The sequence below is a fragment of the Bradyrhizobium sp. genome (assembly GCF_027307225.1).
Lineage (GTDB): Bacteria > Pseudomonadota > Alphaproteobacteria > Rhizobiales > Xanthobacteraceae > Bradyrhizobium.
Window position 1 is genome coordinate 1 of record NZ_DAHUXJ010000071.1, and the last position, 19,327, is coordinate 19,327.

Here is a 19,327-nt window from a genome sequence, read left to right on the forward strand (position 1 = left end):
CACCGGCTTCAAGGCCGCCAGACCTTCAGCCGTCGTTTCCGGCCGCGGGCCTTCGTCTTTGGAGAGCGTGACTTCCTTGAACGAGATTTCGCCGGTCGCCTTGTCGGCGATGCCCATCGTGGTGGTGATCGGCGCAAGCTCGTCGTTGAACTTGCCGCCCTGTTGCGCAGCCGCGACGCGGCGCTGGCACTCCAACGAGTATTCGTCCTGCCGCTCGCGCGAAATGCCGTAGCGTTTTGCCACGACCTCGGCCGTGTCGATCATCGGCATATAGACCTCGCCCTTGATCTTGAGCAGCGCCGGGTCCTGGGTGTGAAACTTGTTGGCGTGATCGTTCTGCACCAGGCTGATCGATTCGCCGCCGCCGCCGACCGCAATCTCGACGCCGTCGAAAATCACCGAACGCGCCGCCAGCGCAATCGCCTGCAAGCCCGACGCGCATTGCCGGTCGATCGTGGTGCCGCCGACGGTGACAGGGAGCCCGGCGCGCAAGAGCGCCTTGCGGGCGATGTTGCCGCCGGTCGAGCCTTGCTGCAGGGCTGCACCCATCACAACGTCCTCTACCTCTTTGGGATCGACCTTGGCGCGCACGACCGCTTCGCCAATGGCATGGCCGAGCAGGGTTGCACCTTCGGTGGCGTTGAGCGCGCCGCGATAGGCCTTGCCGATCGGGGTGCGGGCAGTGGAAACGATGACGGCGTCGGTCATGGGCGACCTCCTGTTGCGAGTTGTTGCGTTCTTTGCGGCACGGGCTGTGACTGAGGCTGCTGGCCGCGCAATTCGTGGCGAGAGAGTTTGCCGACCGGCGTGCGCGGCAATTCATCGGCGAACGCGAGCGCGGCCGGAATTTCATGCCGGCCGAGCTTGCCGGCGAGAAATGCTTTCAGTTCATCCAGCGAAAAGGCGGCCGAGCCGGCGCGCAACTTGATGAAGGCCTTTGCCGCCTCGCCGCGGTATTCGTCGGGGATGCCGATCACGATCACTTCCTGAACGGACGCGTGTTCATAGATCGCCTGCTCGATCATCTGCGGATAGACGTTGAATCCGCCGGAGATGATCATGTCCTTCTTGCGGTCGACCAGAAAGAAGTAGCCATCGCCATCCATATAGCCGATGTCGCCGGTGAGAAAGCGGTCGCCAACAAAGGCGTCGGCGGTTTCCTGCGGCCGGCCCCAGTATCCTTTCGTGACGTTCGGCCCGCGAATGCGGATTTCGCCGACTTCGCCCGGAGCCAAAGCCTTCGCGGGATCATCGAGCGCCACGACATCCATCTCGATGCCGGGCAGCATCAGCCCGATCGAACCGGGCTTGTCCGGCCCTTCCTGCGGATGCGCGGTGCCGGGCGAGCAGGTCTCGGTCATGCCCCACCCGCTCTTCAGCTTCATGTTGGTCTTGCGCTCGAAAACCTTGGCAACCTCGACCGGCAGCGGCGCGCCGCCGGAGCCTGCCGAGACCAGCGAGGAAAAATCGCGCGTGTCGAGATCGGGCAGGCTTGCGATCGCGATCCACATGGTGGGAACGCCGGGAAACATGGTGGCACGCTTGACCTCGATGTCGCGCATCACGGCTTCGACATCGAAGCGCTGGTGCAGCGAAATCAGGTTGCCGAGCCGGAGGCATGAGAGCAGCACCACGGTCAGCGCATAGATGTGGAACAGCGGCAACACGCAGATCACGCGCTCGATCGAATTGCGCTCCAGCCGCGCCGGCCTGCCCCATACCTCGTAGATCGATACTGCCGACGTCAGATTGCCGTGGCTCAGCATCGCGCCCTTGGGCAGCCCCGTCGTGCCACCGGTATATTGCAACAGTGCGATGTCGTCCGCCATGACGGAAGGCCATTGCGCCGGCTTCGTTGCACCTTGCGCGAATTTTGCAAAGGTGACGATCGCGGGGTTATCCGGAATCGGCGCGTGCGGATTGCCGACCGCACCCCAGTGATCGTCCTCGCAGACGACGAGGCGATCGACCAGACCCTTCTCCAGAAATTTGAGCGCGGTCGGCAGCAACGTCGCGACGTTGGAGGTGACGAGAACGCGCGCGCCGCTGTCGCTCAATTTGTGGGACAGCGCGCGTTCGCCGTCGAGCGGAGAAAGATGGGCAAGGCGTGCGCCGGCCTTCAGCGCTCCGAAGAAATTGATCGGGTGATCCGGCGAGTTGCCGAGAAACAGCGCCACCGTCGCGCCCTTGCCTAGATCGGCGTGCAGGAACGCCGACGCCGCGACATCGGCGAGCGCTTCCAACTCGGTGAAAGAGATGGCGCGCCCGCGGAATTCAATCGCCGGCCGCGCACCAAATTGCCGTGCCGCCTGCGACAACAGGTCGGGGAGCGTCCCGCGCTCGATTCTGTCATCCCAACGGACGCCCTTCGGATAATACTGTTCGCCGGGATGGGTCATGTGCGTAATAGAAAGTGCGAAGCGGGCGCGATGTTAGATGCTCCCCTCCCCCTTGTGGGGAGGGGTCGGGGGTGGGGGTACCCCGAGCACGCCGGCTGCGACTTACCCCCCTCCCTCACCCTCCCCCGCAAGGGGGGAGGGAACGGAGAGAGCGCGTTTTCCAACCTCATCACGCCGCTTTCGACTCCTGCGCCCAGGAGGCAAAGGTCTTGCCTTCGGCGGCAAGCCGCTTGAGCAAGGGCGCCGGCTCCAGCGACGGATCGTTGGTCTCCTTGGCATAATAAGAGAGGCGATCGGCGATGCGCTTCAGCCCGACCTGGTCGGCATAGAACATCGGGCCGCCGCGATAGACCGGCCAGCCGTAACCGTAGAGCCAGATCACGTCGATATCGCCCGGACGCGCCGCGATCTTCTCCTCGAGAATCCGCGCGCCTTCGTTGATCATCGGATACATCATGCGCTCGAGAATTTCGTCGTCGCTGACCACGCGGCGCTTGCGCCCGAGCCGCTGCAACGTCTCGTCGATCAGCTTCTCGACCTCGGGATCCGGCAGTGCCGCACGCGGACCGGCTTCATACTTGTAGTAGCCCTTGCCGGTCTTCTGGCCGAAGCGGCCGGCCTCGCAGAGCGCGTCCGCGATCTCCGACTTGATGCCGCGATCTTTCCGCGAACGCCAGCCGATATCGAGGCCTGCGAGGTCGCCCATCGCAAACGGCCCCATCGGCATGCCGAATTTGGCCACGACGGCATCGACCTGCTGCGGCAAGGCGCCTTCGAACAGGAGCTTCTCGGCCTGCTTGCCGCGCTGGGCGAGCATGCGGTTGCCGACGAAGCCGTCGCAAACCCCGACCACGGCCGGAACCTTGGCAATTTTGCGTGCCACTGCGACAGCGGTGGTCAGCGCGTCGGGCGCGGTCTTTTCCGCGCGCACGATTTCGCACAGCTTCATCACGTTGGCCGGCGAGAAGAAGTGCATGCCAAGCACGTCCTGCGGACGCCCGGTCTCCTCCGCAATCTCGTTGATGTTTAAATAGGACGTGTTGGACGCGAGTACGGCGCCGGGCTTGGCATATTTATCGAGCGTGCCAAATACTTCCTTCTTGATCGCCATGGTCTCGAACACCGCCTCGATGACGAGGTCGGCATCCCCAACGTTCTCCAGCCCGACGACGCCATTGATCAGCGCCATGCGCTTGGCCGGCGCGTCCGCCGGAATGCCGCCGCGCGCGGCGGTGGCCTCGTAGTTCTTCTGCATCACGCCCATGCCGCGCTTGAGCTGCTCCTCGCCGGTCTCGATCAGGGTCACCGGAACGCCGGCATTGGCGAACGACATCGCAATACCGCCGCCCATGGTGCCGGCGCCGATGATGGCGACGCGCGCCACGTTGCGCGGCTTGGTTCCATCCGGCACGCCGGCGATCTTGGCGGCCTCGCGCTCGGCGAAGAACGCATAACGCTGCGCCCTGGACTGATCGCCCGATACCAGCTTGAGGAAGCCTTCGCGTTCCTTCTTCAGCCCTTCGTCGAACGGCAGGTCGATCGCAGCACCCACCGCGTCGGCCGCCGCGAACGGCGCCTCCAGCCCGCGCGCCTTCTTCGTCATCGCCGCGACCGCATTGGTGAAGATCGAGCGGTCGGCCTTCGCCGCCTTGAGCTTGCTGTCATCGTCGCGAAGCTTCCGCAGCGGCCGCTTCTCGGCGAGGATTTTTCGGGCAAACGTCTCGCCGCCGGCGGCGGGACCTTCGACGATCTCATCGATCAGGCCGTTTTTCAGCGCATCAGCGGCTGAAATCGGATCGCCACCGACGATCATCTTGACCGCGAGTTCCGGGCCGACCGCACGCGGCAGGCGCTGCGTGCCGCCGGCGCCGGGCAGCAGTCCGAGCTTCACCTCAGGCAGACCCAACCTGGCCTCCTTGACGGCAACGCGGTAGTGGCAGGCGAGCGCGACCTCGAGGCCTCCGCCAAGCGCGGTACCGTGAATGGCCGCAACCACGGGTTTCGGCGAATTTTCGATTTCAGCCAGCACTTCATGGAGGCCCGGCGGCTGCGGCGGCTTGTTGAACTCGGTGATATCGGCACCGGCAATGAAGGTGCGTCCCGCGCAGGTCAAGACGATCGCCTTGACCTCGGAATCGGCAATCGCCCGCTTGATGCCATCCCTGATGCCGCCGCGCACGGCGACGCTCAGCGCATTGACGGGGGGACTGTCCACCGTGACGATGGCGACGATGTCGTGACGTTCAAAACTGACCACTTCACTCACGGAGACTCTCCCTCGGTACCTTGTTCTTGCGCAGCTTATTTCACGTAGAATGATGAATTCCGCATTGCGGAAATCAATTCCGCATCTTGACAGGGAGGGTTATTTTGAAGCACGTCCCTTGTCAACAAAGCCCCGAGCAGTCCGCTAGCGGGGCTTTGGATTTGATTTTCAGTTGTTGGGCTCGCGGGTACGTCGGTAGTGAACATCAAATCCACTCCAGTAAGCGAGCGTCTGCGGCAGCACATGAAGCGTCAAGGCAAGAAAGTAGCGACTGATCGCAGCTTTGTCGTCGCGCTTTCCCGCGGCCTCGATGTGTTGCGCGCCTTTCGGCCGAACGACGGCCTTCTCGGCAATCAGGAGATCGCGGCGCGGACCAATTTGCCGAAGCCGACTGTCTCCCGGCTGACCTATACGCTCACCAAGCTGGGTTATCTTACGCCGGTTCCGCGGTTCGAGAAATACCAGCTTGCGCCGGCAGCCATGGCGCTCGGTTATGCCGCGCTTGCCAATCTCGGCGTCCGCCATTTGTCGGAACCGTACCGGGAAGAATTGATGCGCGAGACTGGCGGGGCGGTCGCCGTCGGCGGCCGCGACCGCCTCAGCATGATCTATTTCGGCCAGAGCCGCGGCATGACCATCGGCGTTCAGCTCGACGTCGGCTCCCGAGTCCCTATCGCCACCACCGCCATGGGACGGGCTTATCTCTGGGCGCTGGCTGAGGAAGATCGAACCGAATTGCTTCAGGAGCTGAAGGAGCACTACGGCCCGCGCTGGGCCAAGATGCGCGACGGCATCGAGCGCGCCGGAGAGAACGTCGCCAAGCATGGCTTTGTGATCTCGGCCGGCGAGTGGCACGACGACATTGCGGCGGCTGGTGTAGCACTAAGGCTTAATGACGGAACCGGGCCTTATGCGTTTAACTGTGGTGCGCCAGCCTTCCGCTTCACGGAAGAGCGGCTGCGTACCGACATTGGCCCCCGTCTAGTGACGATGGTCAGGAATATCGAAGCGGCGCTCGGTGGAATAGCGCCGCAGATAAAAAAACAAGAAGGCCGGAAACTAAAAGCAGGAGGGAAAGTTGCGCGTGTGGTTGAGGGGATCAGATAGCTTTTGCCGCGGTGAATCAGCAAGGACTCCGGCTCGTTCCGGCCCGATGGCCTGGCTGTGCGGTGAACGATGAACGCGGCCCATGCGGCGCCGGCGATATCGCCGCTTCTTGCCGTTTGTGACGTTAGCGTCGCGTTCGGCGGCATCGTTGCACTGAACGGCGTGTCGTTCGAGATGCATCAGGGCCAGATTCTGGGCCTGATCGGACCGAACGGCGCCGGCAAGACCACGCTCTTCAACTGTCTTAGCCGGCTCTACCAGCCGAGCTCCGGCGATATCCTGCTGGAAGGGGCGAGCATTCTGAAGCGCCCGCCGCACCGGATCGCCGAAATCGGCATCGGGCGCACCTTCCAGAATGTCGCCTTGTTTTCCAACCTCTCGGTACTCGACAATGTGCGTCTCGGCGCGCACGCGCGAACCAATAGCGACATTCTGAGCGATTCCCTGCGGCTTCCCAAGGTCCGCCGTTCCGAGGTCGCACTCAACGACCGCGTTCACGAGATCCTCGGCTATCTCGAACTCGAGGACGTCGCCCACAGCATCGTTTCGGGATTGGCGTTCGGGACGCAAAAGCGCGTCGAGCTGGCGCGGGCGCTCGCGGCCGAGCCCAAGATCCTGCTGCTCGATGAGCCCGCCGGCGGCCTCAATCACGAAGAGGTTCATGCGCTGGGCGACCTGATCCGGCGCATCCGCACCGACCGCAAGGTCACGGTGCTGCTGGTCGAACACCACATGGGACTTGTGATGTCGATCGCCGATCACGTGGTCGCGCTGAATTTCGGCCGCAAGCTCGCCGAGGGGACACCGGCCGTCGTGCAGTCCGATCCCAATGTGATCAAGGCCTATCTCGGGAGCAAGGACCAATGACCGCGCTCCTCAACATCAAGGCGCTCAATGCCTATTACGGCCAGGTTCAGGCTCTGCATGGCCTCGAATTTTCGCTGAACGAAGGCAGCGTCACCACGCTGCTGGGGGCCAACGGCGCCGGCAAGACCACGACACTGCGCGCGATCTGCAACATGGTTCGCACAACCGGCGCCGTCGAGTTCGATGGCGCTCCCCTGTCGAGCCGCTCGACCGAAAACATCGTCCGCCTCGGCATCGCCCATGTGCCGCAGGGCCGCGGCACCTTCACGACCGTGACAGTCGAGGAAAACCTCCAGCTTGGGGCGATCACGCGCAGCAAGGCCGGCATCGCCGCCGATATCGAACGCATGTATGTGCACTTTCCTGTCCTCAAGCAGCGTCGTGGCCAGCAAGCCGGCACGCTCTCCGGCGGCGAGCAACAGATGCTGGCGGTGGCGCGCGCGCTGATGCTGCGGCCGCGCCTGATGCTGCTCGACGAGCCTTCGTTCGGCCTTGCGCCCCTGATCGTGCGCGATCTGTTCAAGATCCTCGGCAAGATCAACCGCGAAGACAAGGTCACGATCCTGGTGGTCGAGCAGAACGCGCAGCTCGCGCTCGAAATCGCCGACCACGCCTATGTGATCGAGACCGGCCGCATCGTGATGTCGGGCAAGGCCGGCGAGATCGCGGACAACGAAGACATCCGCAAATCGTATCTCGGCTATTAGGGAACGCCGCCATGGACCTTTTCGTCAATCAGATCCTGGCCGGCATCGCCACCGGAGCCATCTACGGCTGCATGGCGCTCGCTCTCGTCATGATCTACCAGGCGATCGATAATCTGAACTTCGCCCAAGGCGAAATGGCGATGTTTTCGACTTTCGTGTCCTGGCAATTGATGCAATGGGGCCTGCCCTACTGGGGCGCCTTCGTGATCACGCTGGTCCTCTCCTTTGTCGGCGGCGTCGTGATCGAACGGGCCCTGTTCAAGCCGCTCGCCAAGGCGCCGATCCTGACCAACGTGGCCGGTTTCATCGCGCTGTTTTCGATTCTCAACAGCAGCGCGGGCCTGATCTGGGATTTCACCATCAAGGAATATCCGACGCCGTTCGGATCGGCCCCGTTCCTCGGCAGCCAGCTGATCTCGACCCACCAGGCCGGCATGATCGGCGTCACCGTGCTGCTACTGATCGCGCTCTATGTTTTCTTTCGGTTCACGCGGATCGGGCTTGCGATGCGCGCCGCCGCCTCGGTGCCGGAATCGGCGCGGCTCGTCGGAATCAATACCTCCTGGATGATCGCGCTGGGCTGGGGCATGGCGGCGGCGATCGGCTCGATCGCCGGCATGCTGATCGCGCCGGTGGTATTTCTCGAGCCCAATATGATGGGCGGCGTCCTGATTTACGGTTTTGCCGCCGCGGTGCTCGGCGGACTGAACAGTCCGTTCGGCGCGGTGATCGGTGGGTTTCTCGTCGGCATCTTCGAAAATCTCGCCGGCACCTACATTCCCGGCGTCGGCAATGAACTGAAGCTGCCGATCGCGCTCGCGCTGATCGTTACTGTTCTGGTTGTCAAACCGGCCGGGCTGTTTGGCCGGCCCATCGTGAAGCGAGTTTGAACATGGCCGCCGTGCAGGAAGTCGTCACCGAAGCACCGGCCATCGACGCCGTACCGAAGCGGGCGATGACGCTCAGCGCCGGCACAACGCTGATCATGCTGGCGCTTTTGCTCCTGGTGCCGCTGTTTGTGAAGAATTTCATCATCTTCCAGTTGACCATGCTGCTGGTCTATGGCCTGGCGGTTCTCGCGCTGAATATCCTGACCGGCGGCAGCGGGCAATTTTCGCTCGGACAAAGCGCGTTCTACGCGGTCGGCGCCTACACTTCTGCGATCCTGATCGAAAATGCCGGCATGAATTATGCGTTGACGCTGCCGGTCGCCGGTTTCGTCTGTTTCCTGTTCGGATTCCTGTTCGGCTTGCCGGCGCTGCGACTTTCCGGCGTCTACCTCGCGCTGGCGACCTTCGCGCTCGCCACCGCCATGCCGCAGATTCTCAAGCTCGGCTATTTCGAAGCCTGGACCGGCGGCGTGCAGGGCCTGGTGGTGACCAAACCGGACACGCCCGACATCGTGCAGACCGTGCTGGCCTGGTTCCACCTGAAGATGTCGCAGGACATGTGGTTCTATTACTTCGCGCTCGCGGTCACGATTGCGATCTATATTCTTTCCGTGAATCTGTTGCGGTCGCGCTCGGGCCGGGCCTTCATGGCGATCCGCGACAACGAAATCGCGGCTTCCGCCATGGGTGTCGACGTCGCGCTCTACAAGACGCTGGCGTTCGGCGTCTCGGCGGCCATTACGGGTATCGCCGGCGGGTTGGGGGCGATCGCCGTGCAATTTGTCGCGCCCGACGGTTACACTATCACGCTCGCGATTTCGCTGTTTCTTGGCATGGTGGTCGGCGGCGTCGGCTGGCTGCCTGGCTCGATCGTCGGCTCAGCCTTCATCATCTTCGTGCCGAACATCGCCGAAGGCATTTCAAAAGGCCTTTCCGGCGCGGTGTTCGGCGTCATCCTGTTTATCGTCATCTTCCTGGTGCCGCACGGCGCAAGGCAGGTCGCCATGGTTGCCCAGCATCTGCTCGGCAGACTCAAGAAACGCTAAAACAAGGAGAAAATAATGCTTTCAAAACATAAACTGCTGATCGCGGCGATCGCCGCCGGTACAGTCGGGCTCGCCTCGACCGGCAGCGCGCTGGCGCAAAAGAAATACGACACCGGCGCCATCGACACCGAAATCAAGATCGGCAACATCATGCCCTATAGCGGCCCCGCGTCCGCTTACGGCGTGATCGGCAAGACCGAAGCCGCCTATTTCAACAAGATCAACGCCGAGGGCGGCATCAACGGCCGCAAGATCAACTTCATCAGCTATGACGACAGCTACAGCCCGCCGAAAGCGGTCGAACAGGCGCGCAAGCTCGTCGAGAGCGACGAGGTGCTGTTGATCTTCAATTCGCTCGGCACGCCGTCGAATTCGGCGATCGAGAAATACATGAACGCCAAGAAGGTCCCACAGCTTTTCGTGGCGACCGGCGCCACCAAGTGGGACGAGCCGAAGCAGTTTCCATGGACCATGGGCTGGCAGCCGAGCTACCAGAGCGAGGCGCGGATCTACGCGAAATATCTGATCAAGAACAAGCCCGACGCCAAGATCGGCGTGCTCTACCAGAATGACGATTTCGGCAAGGACTACCTGAAGGGCCTGAAGGACGGGTTAGGCGCCAAGTCGTCGATGATCGTCGCGGAGGAAGGCTACGAGACCTCAGAGCCCACGATCGATGGCCACATCGTCAAGCTCAAGGCTGCGGGCGCCGACGTCTTCATCAGCATCACCACGCCGAAGTTTGCCGCACAGGCGATCAAGAAGTTGGCGGAGATGAACTGGACGCCGCTGCATATCGTGTCCAACGTCTCGAGTTCGGTTGGCGGTGTGTTGAAGCCGGCAGGATTCGAGAATTCGCAAGGCATTCTCTCGGCGAACTACGGCAAGGACGCCGCCGATCCGCAGTGGAACAGCGATCCCGGCATGAAGAAATTCCTCGAATTCCTCACCAAGTACTACCCCGACGCCAACAAGCTCGACGGCTCCGTGGTGTACGGCTATGGCGCCGCTCAGACCATGGTGAAGGTGTTGCAGATGTGCGGCGACGATCTCACGCGCGCGAATGTGATGAAGCAGGCAGCAAGCCTGAAGAATTTCGCGCCCGACACGCTTCTGCCCGGCATCACCATCAACACCTCGCCGACTGATTACGCCCCGATCAAGCAGCTTCGGATGGAGCGATTCAAGGGCGAGAAGTGGGAGTTGTTCGGCGATATCATCTCGAGTGAATTGACCAATTAACATTCCGCCCGATTGAACAGTTAACATTCCGCGCGGTGGAAACACCACACGTCGCAAACGTCGACTAAAGACGCAGCCCTCCGCACCTTGTGCGGGGGGCTTTTTGTTGTGAGCGACCGGGTAAAATGATACGTAAGCGTTGGAGCCATAAGAGCTTTCGGTAAAGAAAGCCAAGCCAGACACAGCACAAGACACTGGACAAGAGGGAGAACGTCATGACTGTTTTATTAAGCAGAATTGCGACGGCATCCGTTGCCGTCGTCGCGCTGCTTGCCGGATCGACGAGCGGTGCGCTCGCGCAAAAGAAATACGACACCGGCGCCACTGACACCGAGATCAAGATCGGCAATATCATGCCCTATAGCGGACCCGCTTCCGCTTACGGCATCATCGGCAAGACCGAGGCTGCCTACTTCAAGATGATCAACGACGCCGGCGGCATCAACGGCCGCAAGATCAACTTCATCAGCTATGACGACGGTTATAGCCCGCCGAAGACGGTCGAGCAGGCCCGTAAGCTCGTGGAGAGCGACGAGGTCCTGTTCATCTTCAATTCGCTCGGCACGCCGCCGAATACCGCGATCCAAAAATACATGAACGCCAAGAAGGTGCCGCAGCTCTTTGTCGCCACCGGAGCCACCAAGTGGAATGACCCGAAGGACTTTCCGTGGACGATGGGGTGGCAGCCGAGCTACCAGAGCGAGACGCGCATCTACGCCAAGTATATTCTGAAAGAGAAGCCCAACGCCAAGATCGGCGTGCTGTACCAGAACGACGATTACGGCAAGGATTATCTGAAGGGTCTGAAAGATGGCCTCGGCAGCAAGGCCGCTTCGATGATCGTCGCCGAGGAAAGCTACGAGACCACCGAACCAACCATCGACAACCACCTCGTCAGGCTCAAAGCGGCCGGCGCGGACGTCTTTATTGATATCACCACGCCGAAATTCGCCGCCCAGGCGATCAAGAAGGCCGCCGAACTCGAATGGAAGCCGCTCCACTTTCTCAACAACGTTTCCGCCAACGTCGGCGCCGTTCTCAAACCGGCCGGCTTTGAGAACTCGCAAGGCATCATCTCGGCGGCCTACGTGAAGGACGTCACCGACCCGCAATGGGCCAACGACCCCGGCATGAAGGAATTCCTGGCATTCCTCGCCAAGGATTTCCCCGAAGCCAACAAGCTCGACGGCTCGGTCATCGTCGGTTACGGCTTCGCGCAAACCATGGTGCAGGTGCTCAAGCAGTGCGGCGACGATCTTACCCGTGCGAACATCATGAAGCAGGCGGCTAACCTGAAGGACTTCCGTACCGAGGTGCTGCTGCCCGGCATCAAGATCAATACCTCGCCGACCAATTTCGCCCCGATCACCCAGCTTCAATTGGAAGAGTTCAAGGGCGAACGCTGGGTTCGGTTCGGTGATGTCATCAGCGCCCAGGTCAGCGGCTGATCGTCTCCGCGATGTAACACCAACAAACCCCTACCGGCCGGAGCCGGCGGGGGTTTTCTTTTGCTTGAATGGGGTGGATAACGGCGTCCCAAATCCCTGTTGAGCGAAGCCGTGACGCCATGACCGACAGACGCCCTCTCCTGCGCGCGATTTTCGATGCGGCGGTCGCCGCCGCGCATCCTGATGTGGTGCTGCCGACGCACCTGCGTCCCGTTCCCAAAGGCAAGATCATCTGCCTTGCCGTCGGCAAGGGCGCGGCTGCGATGGCCGCCGCCGCGGAACGGCATTATCTCGATCGCCTCAAGCTCGATCCGGCGCGGCTGTCGGGCATCGCCACCACGCGGCACGGCCATGGCGTGCCGACACGGCGGATCAAGGTGATCGAGGCCGGCCACCCCGTGCCCGACGAGGCCGGGCTGAAGGCCGCGGACGAGACGCTCGCGTTGGCGGCGACGGCAGCCCCTGACGACCTCCTCCTGGTGCTGCTGTCGGGCGGCGGGTCGGCGAACTGGATCGCGCCGGCCGATGGCGTGAGCTTTGCACAGAAGCAGCAGGTCAACCGCGCGCTGTTGCGCTCGGGCGCGCCGATCGGCGAGGTCAACGCCGTTCGCAAGCATCTGTCGCGCATCAAGGGCGGCAGGCTCGCCCGCGCCGGGCGGCACGCCGAAGTCGTGACGCTCGCGATCTCCGACGTGCCGCGCGACGAGCCCTCGGCGATCGCATCAGGTCCCACTGTGCCGGATCCGACGACTTTGGCGGACGCGCGTGCCCTCGTCGCGAAATACCGCCTTGAAATCGACGACGCCGTGCGCCGTGCGCTCGACGATCCCAAAAACGAGAGTTGCAAGGCCGGCGACGCCGCCTTTGCGCGCGCGCAGTTCGAACTGATCGCGCGTCCCAAAGCCTCGATTGACGCCGCCGTCAAGGTCGCTACCGATGCGGGCTATGCGATCATCGACCTCGGCGCCGATCTCGAAGGCGAGGCGCGCGAGACCGCGGCCGAACATGCACGGCTCGCGTTGAAGGCGCGCGCCGAAGGCAAGCGCGTTGCGATCCTCTCCGGCGGCGAACTCACCGTGACGGTGCGCGGCCAGGGGCGCGGCGGCCCCAACCAGGAATATGCGCTGGCGCTTGCCGGGTTACTCAAGGACACGCCGGATATTTCCGCGCTCGCAGCCGACACTGACGGTGCCGATGGCGGCGCGGGGAGCGCCAACGATCCCGCCGGCGCCGTCATCGACCACCTAACTTTCTCGAAAATGAAATCGCTCGGCCTCGATCCGGACGCCTATCTCGCCAACAACGATGCGACCGCGTTCTTTGCGGTCACCGGCGATCTGCTAATGACCGGCCCCACACTGACCAACGTCAACGACGTCCGGGTGATTTTGGTGGATTGACGTGCGAAAGCACGTCATCCCCGGGCGCGCTTAGCGTGAACCGGGGATCTCGAGATTCTCAGGCGCGCGATTGCGCACCATAGTTCGCTCGCGAAGAGCTCGCGCCCCGGAATGACGAACCCCTTAAAACTGTTCCGCGATCTTCGCCAGCATCCCGACCAGCGCAGCGCGGTTATCCGCCCCCAGCAGCTCGTTGAGGCGCGCCTCGTGCTTGGCGGCGACGAGTTTCTTCGCGCGCGCCAGCACCGCCTTGCCCTTGTCGGTCAGAACGAGATGATGCGAGCGGCGGTCGTTGACGGAGCGGATCCGTGCGCACAAGTCCCGGCTCTCGAGGCCGTCGAGCATCGCCACGAAATTCGGCCGCAGGATTCCGAGCGTATTGGCGATTTCGGTCTGGTTGCGGCCCGGATTGCGGTCCAGCAGCAGCAGCACGGAAAATTGCGCGGGCGTCAGTTGCAGCGGCGCCATGCAGCGTAGAAAATCCTCGAAGATTTTCAGTTGCGCGCGCTTGAGCGTATAACCAAGCAGTTCCGACAGTTCGCCGAGTTCAATCGAGGCGTCCTCGGCGTCCTTGCGGGCGGGATGCTGCGCCTTGGCAGCCTCGTTGGCGGCTCTCGAAACGGTCATCGCTCAGTGGTCCAATCCAGCCAAGGCGGCGGGCCTTGAGGTTATATTTGATAATTGTTATGCATCATATCAAAATAGACGAGCGGATTTCAACCGCCGATGCGAGGGACCTTAAGGGGAGCGCCTAATTGAACACGACCATCGTGCTGTTCCTGCTTCAGGACGGCATTACCAATGGCGCGATCTATGCCCTCCTCGGCCTGGCGCTGGTGCTGGTCTTTGCCGTGACCCGCGTCATCCTGATCCCGCAAGGCGAATTCGTCACCTATGGCGCGTTGACCTATGCCACGCTGGCCTCCGGCCAGGTGCCCGGCACCGCGCACCTCGTGGTCGCGATGGGCATCGTGGCCTTTGGCCTCGACCTTATCATGCGCCGCCGAACCTTGCGGCTTGCGCTGGTCGGGTGGAGCTTCCTGATCAACATCGTTTTGCCCGCCGCGATCCTCGTCCTCACCCTGGCGTTGACCGGCAAGGACACCCCGATCGCGATCGATATTGCGCTGTCGCTTCTGATCGTCGGCGCGATCGGGCTTTTTCTCTATCGCATCGCCTTTGCGCCGATCGCGCACACCTCGGTGCTGGTGCTCCTGATCGCCGCCGTCGGCTGTCATCTCGCGCTGCAAGGCATCGGTCTTGTTTTCTTCGGCGCCGAAGGCCAGCGCGGCCCGCCGCTATCGAACGCGGCCTTCACCATCGCTCCGTTGCGCTTCTCGGGCCAGAGCATCGCCGTCTATGCGGTCACGCTCGCGCTGATCGCCGGCCTCTGGCTGTTGTTCAGCTTCACGCTGTACGGCAAGGCGTTGCGCGCCACCGCCGTCAACCGCCTGGGCGCGCGGCTGGTCGGCATCCGCACCGCGCTGTCGGGGCAGATCGCGTTCCTGCTTGCCGCCGTCATCGGCGCCATTTCAGGCATCCTGATCGTGCCGATCACCACACTTTATTACGACACCGGCTTCCTGATCGGCCTGAAGGGCTTTGTCGCCGCAATTATAGGCGGCCTCGTCAGTTATCCGTTGACCGCAATCGCTGCCCTGTTCGTCGGAATCGTGGAGGCCTTCTCTTCGTTCTACGCCAGCAACTTCAAGGAAGTGATCGTGTTCGCGTTGATCATTCCGGTGCTGCTGTTGCGCTCGCTGACAACGCCCGCTGTCGATGAGGAAGAGGACTAATGAGACAGCGGCTGCCGGTGATGTTGTTTGCGCTTGCGATGGCGGCCGTTCCGTTCATCCCCGGCATGCCGCCGTTCTGGATCGTGCTGCTCGACAATATCGGATTGTCGGCACTGGTCGCGATGGGCCTCGTGCTGCTCACGGGCGTCGGCGGCCTGACATCGTTCGGCCAAGCCGCATTTTGCGGCTTTGGCGCCTACACCACTGCGGTGCTGACCACCGCCTATGGCCTCTCGCCGTGGCTGACGCTGCCGCTGTCGCTCGTGGTCAGTGGCCTGTTTGCGGTCGTGCTCGGCATCGTCACCGTGCGGCTTTCGGGCCATTACCTGCCGCTAGGCACCATCGCCTGGGGCCTTGGGCTGTTTTATCTTTTCAGCAAGCTCGAATTCCTCGGCCGCAACGACGGCATTTCCCAGATCCCGCCGCTTGCGATTGGCTCGCTGAAAATGATCGCCCCGGATACCATTTATTTCGCGATCTGGACCGCCGTCATCCTGTGCGCATGGCTGACGATGAATCTTCTGGATTCCCGCACCGGGCGGGCGATCCGCGCGCTGCGGCGCGGGCATGTCGCGGCCGAAGCCTTCGGCATCAAGCCGCCGCAAGCCAAGCTTCTCGTGTTCATCTACGCCGCCGTGCTCGCCGGGTTGTCAGGCTGGCTCTATGCCCATTTCGAGCGCGCGGTGAATCCGACGCCGTTCGGCGCCGAGGCCGGCATCGAATATCTCTTCGTCGCCGTGATCGGCGGCGCCGGCTACGTCTGGGGTGGCGTGCTCGGGGCGGCCATCGCCGTGATCCTGAAGGAAGCCCTTCAGGACTATTTGCCTTACCTGCTTCATAGCGAAAGCCAGCTCGAGACCATCGTGTTCGGCATGCTGCTGGTGCTGTTGCTCCAGCTTGCGCCGGGCGGCGTGTGGCCGTGGCTGATGCGACGATTACCTTTGAAGCCGGACCGCAAATCAACCGATCCGTCGCTGGTCCTGCCGCGACGGGAAAGGCCCGTCGATGCCGGCGATGCGTTGTTGCGGATCGAGCACGCACGCAAGCAATTCGGCGGCGTGGTCGCGGTCAACGATGTCTCCTTTGGCGTCGATGCGCGCGAGATCGTGGCCCTGATCGGCCCGAATGGCGCCGGCAAAAGCACGACGTTCAATCTCGTCACCGGCGTGCTCGCAGCTTCCGGCGGCGCGATTTCGCTATTGGGCCGCACACTTCGCGGCGCCTCGCCGCAGGACATCACGAAGCTCGGCGTCTCCCGCACCTTCCAGCACGTCAAGCTCGTTGCCGACATGACGGTGCTCGAAAACGTCGCGATCGGCGCACATCTGCGCGGACACGCGGGCGCAATCGCCAGCATGTTGCGCCTCGACCGCAGCGACGAGGCCCGATTGCTCGCCGAGGCGGCGCGCCAGATCAAACGCGTCGGCCTTGCCGCGCAGGCCCACATGCTCGCCGGAAGCCTGTCGCTGGGCCAGCAGCGCATTGTCGAGATCGCACGCGCGCTGTGCGCCGATCCGGTGCTGCTCCTGCTGGATGAGCCCGCGGCCGGCCTGCGCCACATGGAAAAGCAGCGCCTGGCAGCGTTGCTGCGCGAGCTTCGCGATGGCGGCATGTCCGTGCTGCTGGTCGAACACGACATGGGATTTGTCATGAATCTCGCCGATCGCGTCGTCGTGCTCGACTTCGGCACCAAGATCGCCGAAGGCACGCCCGAGGCGATCAAGGCCAACCCGGACGTGATCCGCGCCTATCTCGGGGCCGTCGCATGAGCACGCTTCTCGGGGTGAGCGATGCCCATATCGCCTATGGCAAGGTCGAAGCGGTGCGCGGGGTTTCGCTCGATGTCGCCGCCAACGAGATCGTCACCATCGTCGGGGCCAACGGCGCGGGCAAGACGACGCTGCTTAATGCAATCATGGGCATTCTGCCGCTGAAGGGCGGCGTTAGCTTTTCCGGCAACGACCTCGCGCGGCTCGAGATCGAGGACCGCGTCGCCGCCGGCTTGAGCCTCGTGCCGGAGCATCGCGAATTGTTCGCCGCGATGGGTGTCGAGGACAACTTAAGACTCGGCGCCTTCCGGATCGGCAAGGTGCTGGCCGCGCAGTCGCTGGAACGCGTCTACACGCTGTTCCCGCGGCTGAAGGAGCGGCGGCAGCAACTGGCGGGAACGCTGTCCGGTGGTGAGCAGCAGATGCTCGCGATGGGCCGCGCGCTGATGGGCGCGCCGAAACTGCTGATGCTGGACGAGCCGAGCCTGGGCCTGGCGCCCATCATCGTCGCCGATATTTTCCGCACGATCGGCGAATTGCGGGCCAGCGGCGTCTCGGTGCTCTTGGTCGAACAGAACGCACAGGCCGCGCTGCAAATCGCCGACCGCGCCTATGTCATGGAGCTCGGCGAATTCGTGTTGCAGGGCCCGGCGAAAGACGTCGCTGGCGATGCACGGGTTGCGGAAAGTTATTTGGGAGTAGGGTAAGGCGAGGGCTTTCTCATCCCGCCCCGCAAGAAAGACCCCACCCTGGCCTCCGCTCCGCGACGGCCTTCCCTCCCCACAAGGGGGAGGGATTGGCACCGCCACAGCCGCAGAAGCCTCACATCGCCGGGACGTATTTCCCGTTCTTCACCGTCAAAAGAATCCGCGAGCGGTCATCGAGGCCGTTACGGTTGGTTTCAGTCCAGTTGTAGACGCCTTGCGTCGCCGCAATCTCATGCTCGCTCAGCATGGCCTGGCGGATCGCTTCGCGAAACTCCGGCGTGCCGGGCTTGGCCGTCTTCAGGGCGACCGGGATCAAGCGCTTCAAGGCCTCGAACGCGTCGTAGGAATGCCCGGCGAACTGGCTGCGCGTGTTGGGGCCATATTTGGCTTCATACGCCGTATCCAGCGCGAGACCCGGCTTCTTGGTGAGAGCCGAGTCCGGTTGGCCTTCCGGGTTCATCACGGGGCCCGAGGCCATGATCACGCCTTCCGCCGCGGGACCGGCAATGCGGATGAAGTCCATGCTGGCGGCGCCGTGGGTCTGATAGATCAGGCCCTTGTAGCCGCGGTCGCGCAAGGTCGTCTGCGGCAACGCGGCGGCCGTGCCGGAAGCGCCGACCAGGATCGCGTCGGGATTGGCGGCCACGAGTTTCAATACCTGGCCCGCGACCGACGTATCCGGCCGCGCAAAACGCTCCTCGTCGACCAGCTTCAATCCCATCGGTTCTGCCTGGTTCTTGAAGTCCTTGAACCACAGATCGCCGTAGGAATCCGAATAGCCGATATAGCCGACGGTTTTGACATTATGCGCCTTCATGTGCGCGTAGATCACCTTGCCCATGATCGGCACGGGTTGTGGCATCACCACCGACCATTTGACGCGCTGGGGCGTCACCGGAAATGGCGCGAGGGCAAAATGCGGAATGCCTGCTTCATTGGCGACGTTGGAGACCGCAATCGACGACGGCGTGGTTGACGATCCCATGATGATGTCGGCCTTGGATTCCGTGACAAAGCGCCGTGCATTGGTGGTGGCGTTGGTGGGATCGCCGCCATCGTCGAGAACGATCACCTTGAGCGGTACGCCGGCGATTTCCTTCGGCACGAACGCGAGCGCGTTGCGCTCGGGCACGCCCAGCGCGGCCGCGGGCCCCGTGGTGGTGATCGTGATGCCGATGGTGATTTCGTTTGTTTGCGCGGCGGCAGGCTGAGCCGGCAGCGCGAGTGCGGCAACGGCTACGGCCGTGAAAAGCATCCTGTTCATCAATTCCCTCCCTGGATATCGTTATCTTATCGCCTTGCTCTGATAGATCGAACCTATCCTTTGGTGAATTTCGCTACCATCTCCTCGGGCATCGGCGCCGATTTCAACCGAGCCGGATCGTCCGGATGACGCCCGACCAAAACCCGGGTCTCAAACGCCTCGATGGCCAGCGCCTCGCCCTTGAACACCTTGTGCGTCACCTCGAAGCTCGAGCGCTTGAAGCTCTCGATCCGGCTTTCGATGGTGATCCAGTCGCCATGGGTCGAGGCGATGTAGAACTTCGCCCGAGTATCCACCATGGGTATGCCGACCAGCCCGTAGTTCTTGATGATGTCCTGCTTGGAGAAGCCGGCCGCCTCGAACATGATCGAGGTCGAGTCGTCGAACATCGCGAAATAGCGCGGGTAATAGACGATGTT

The 19,327-nt window shown here is 62.7% G+C and carries 16 protein-coding genes and 1 pseudogene; 11 read left to right on the forward strand and 6 right to left on the reverse strand.

Annotated elements, in window-relative coordinates; all coding sequences use genetic code 11:
* The 3 genes and pseudogenes from M6D32_RS12375 to M6D32_RS12385 form a co-directional block, all read right to left on the reverse strand.
* A pseudogene (locus M6D32_RS12375) lies at positions 1-708 on the reverse strand (acetyl-CoA C-acyltransferase); the annotation flags it as partial.
* Complete coding sequence (pimA, locus tag M6D32_RS12380) at positions 705-2,399, reverse strand: dicarboxylate--CoA ligase PimA (RefSeq protein WP_298256456.1); 1,695 nt, start codon at positions 2,397-2,399, stop codon at positions 705-707. The gene pimA and the pseudogene M6D32_RS12375, both read right to left, overlap by 4 nt.
* Positions 2,400-2,568: 169 nt before the next feature.
* The gene (locus tag M6D32_RS12385) at positions 2,569-4,665 is read right to left on the reverse strand and encodes a 3-hydroxyacyl-CoA dehydrogenase NAD-binding domain-containing protein (RefSeq protein ID WP_298256458.1); all 2,097 of its coding nucleotides are present in this window, start codon (positions 4,663-4,665) and stop codon (positions 2,569-2,571) included.
* Between the two features lie 243 nt (positions 4,666-4,908).
* Between M6D32_RS12385 and M6D32_RS12390 the strand changes: the two genes are divergently transcribed.
* The 8 genes from M6D32_RS12390 (at position 4,909) to M6D32_RS12425 (ending at position 13,372) form a co-directional block, all read left to right on the forward strand.
* Positions 4,909-5,772, forward strand: a complete 864-nt coding sequence (locus M6D32_RS12390) for an IclR family transcriptional regulator (protein WP_298256460.1) — start codon at positions 4,909-4,911, stop codon at positions 5,770-5,772.
* A gap of 69 nt (positions 5,773-5,841) precedes the next feature.
* Entirely contained in the window at positions 5,842-6,639 is a 798-nt protein-coding gene (locus M6D32_RS12395; RefSeq protein WP_298256462.1) for an ABC transporter ATP-binding protein, read from the forward strand.
* Entirely contained in the window at positions 6,636-7,346 is a 711-nt protein-coding gene (locus tag M6D32_RS12400) for an ABC transporter ATP-binding protein (protein WP_298256464.1), read from the forward strand. Before M6D32_RS12395 ends, M6D32_RS12400 begins: the two co-directional genes overlap by 4 nt.
* A gap of 11 nt (positions 7,347-7,357) precedes the next feature.
* The gene (locus M6D32_RS12405) at positions 7,358-8,236 is read left to right on the forward strand and encodes a branched-chain amino acid ABC transporter permease (protein WP_298256466.1); all 879 of its coding nucleotides are present in this window, start codon (positions 7,358-7,360) and stop codon (positions 8,234-8,236) included.
* Between the two features lie 2 nt (positions 8,237-8,238).
* Positions 8,239-9,282 (forward strand): branched-chain amino acid ABC transporter permease, encoded by a 1,044-nt coding sequence (locus tag M6D32_RS12410; RefSeq protein WP_298256468.1) that lies wholly within the window; start codon positions 8,239-8,241, stop codon positions 9,280-9,282.
* A gap of 15 nt (positions 9,283-9,297) precedes the next feature.
* Positions 9,298-10,524 carry an ABC transporter substrate-binding protein gene (locus M6D32_RS12415; protein ID WP_298256470.1) on the forward strand — a complete coding sequence of 409 codons (1,227 nt, stop codon included), beginning with the start codon at positions 9,298-9,300 and terminating at the stop codon, positions 10,522-10,524.
* Between the two features lie 215 nt (positions 10,525-10,739).
* Positions 10,740-11,972 (forward strand): ABC transporter substrate-binding protein, encoded by a 1,233-nt coding sequence (locus M6D32_RS12420; protein WP_298256472.1) that lies wholly within the window; start codon positions 10,740-10,742, stop codon positions 11,970-11,972.
* 119 nt (positions 11,973-12,091) lie between these two features.
* Positions 12,092-13,372 carry a glycerate kinase gene (locus M6D32_RS12425; RefSeq protein WP_298256474.1) on the forward strand — a complete coding sequence of 427 codons (1,281 nt, stop codon included), beginning with the start codon at positions 12,092-12,094 and terminating at the stop codon, positions 13,370-13,372.
* A gap of 123 nt (positions 13,373-13,495) precedes the next feature.
* Here the strand turns inward: M6D32_RS12425 and M6D32_RS12430 are convergent, their stop codons facing one another.
* Positions 13,496-13,999 carry a MarR family transcriptional regulator gene (locus tag M6D32_RS12430; protein ID WP_298256476.1) on the reverse strand — a complete coding sequence of 168 codons (504 nt, stop codon included), beginning with the start codon at positions 13,997-13,999 and terminating at the stop codon, positions 13,496-13,498.
* Positions 14,000-14,127: 128 nt separating this feature from the next.
* Here M6D32_RS12430 and M6D32_RS12435 point away from each other — a divergent pair, with 128 nt between their 5' ends.
* The 3 genes from M6D32_RS12435 to M6D32_RS12445 are packed head-to-tail and all read left to right on the forward strand — an operon-like array spanning position 14,128 to position 17,644.
* Complete coding sequence (locus tag M6D32_RS12435; RefSeq protein WP_298256478.1) at positions 14,128-15,168, forward strand: branched-chain amino acid ABC transporter permease; 1,041 nt, start codon at positions 14,128-14,130, stop codon at positions 15,166-15,168.
* A complete protein-coding gene (locus M6D32_RS12440) occupies positions 15,168-16,937 on the forward strand; it encodes a branched-chain amino acid ABC transporter ATP-binding protein/permease (protein WP_298256480.1) in 1,770 nt (589 codons plus the stop codon). The genes M6D32_RS12435 and M6D32_RS12440 overlap by 1 nt, the downstream gene beginning before the upstream one ends.
* Positions 16,934-17,644 carry an ABC transporter ATP-binding protein gene (locus M6D32_RS12445; RefSeq protein WP_298256482.1) on the forward strand — a complete coding sequence of 237 codons (711 nt, stop codon included), beginning with the start codon at positions 16,934-16,936 and terminating at the stop codon, positions 17,642-17,644. The genes M6D32_RS12440 and M6D32_RS12445 overlap by 4 nt, the downstream gene beginning before the upstream one ends.
* A gap of 115 nt (positions 17,645-17,759) precedes the next feature.
* Here M6D32_RS12445 and M6D32_RS12450 read toward each other — a convergent pair whose 3' ends face one another.
* Positions 17,760-18,908 carry an ABC transporter substrate-binding protein gene (locus M6D32_RS12450; protein WP_298256484.1) on the reverse strand — a complete coding sequence of 383 codons (1,149 nt, stop codon included), beginning with the start codon at positions 18,906-18,908 and terminating at the stop codon, positions 17,760-17,762.
* Positions 18,909-18,961: 53 nt separating this feature from the next.
* A partial coding sequence (locus M6D32_RS12455) for a thioesterase family protein (RefSeq protein ID WP_298256486.1) occupies positions 18,962-19,327 on the reverse strand: 366 nt, incomplete at its 5' end.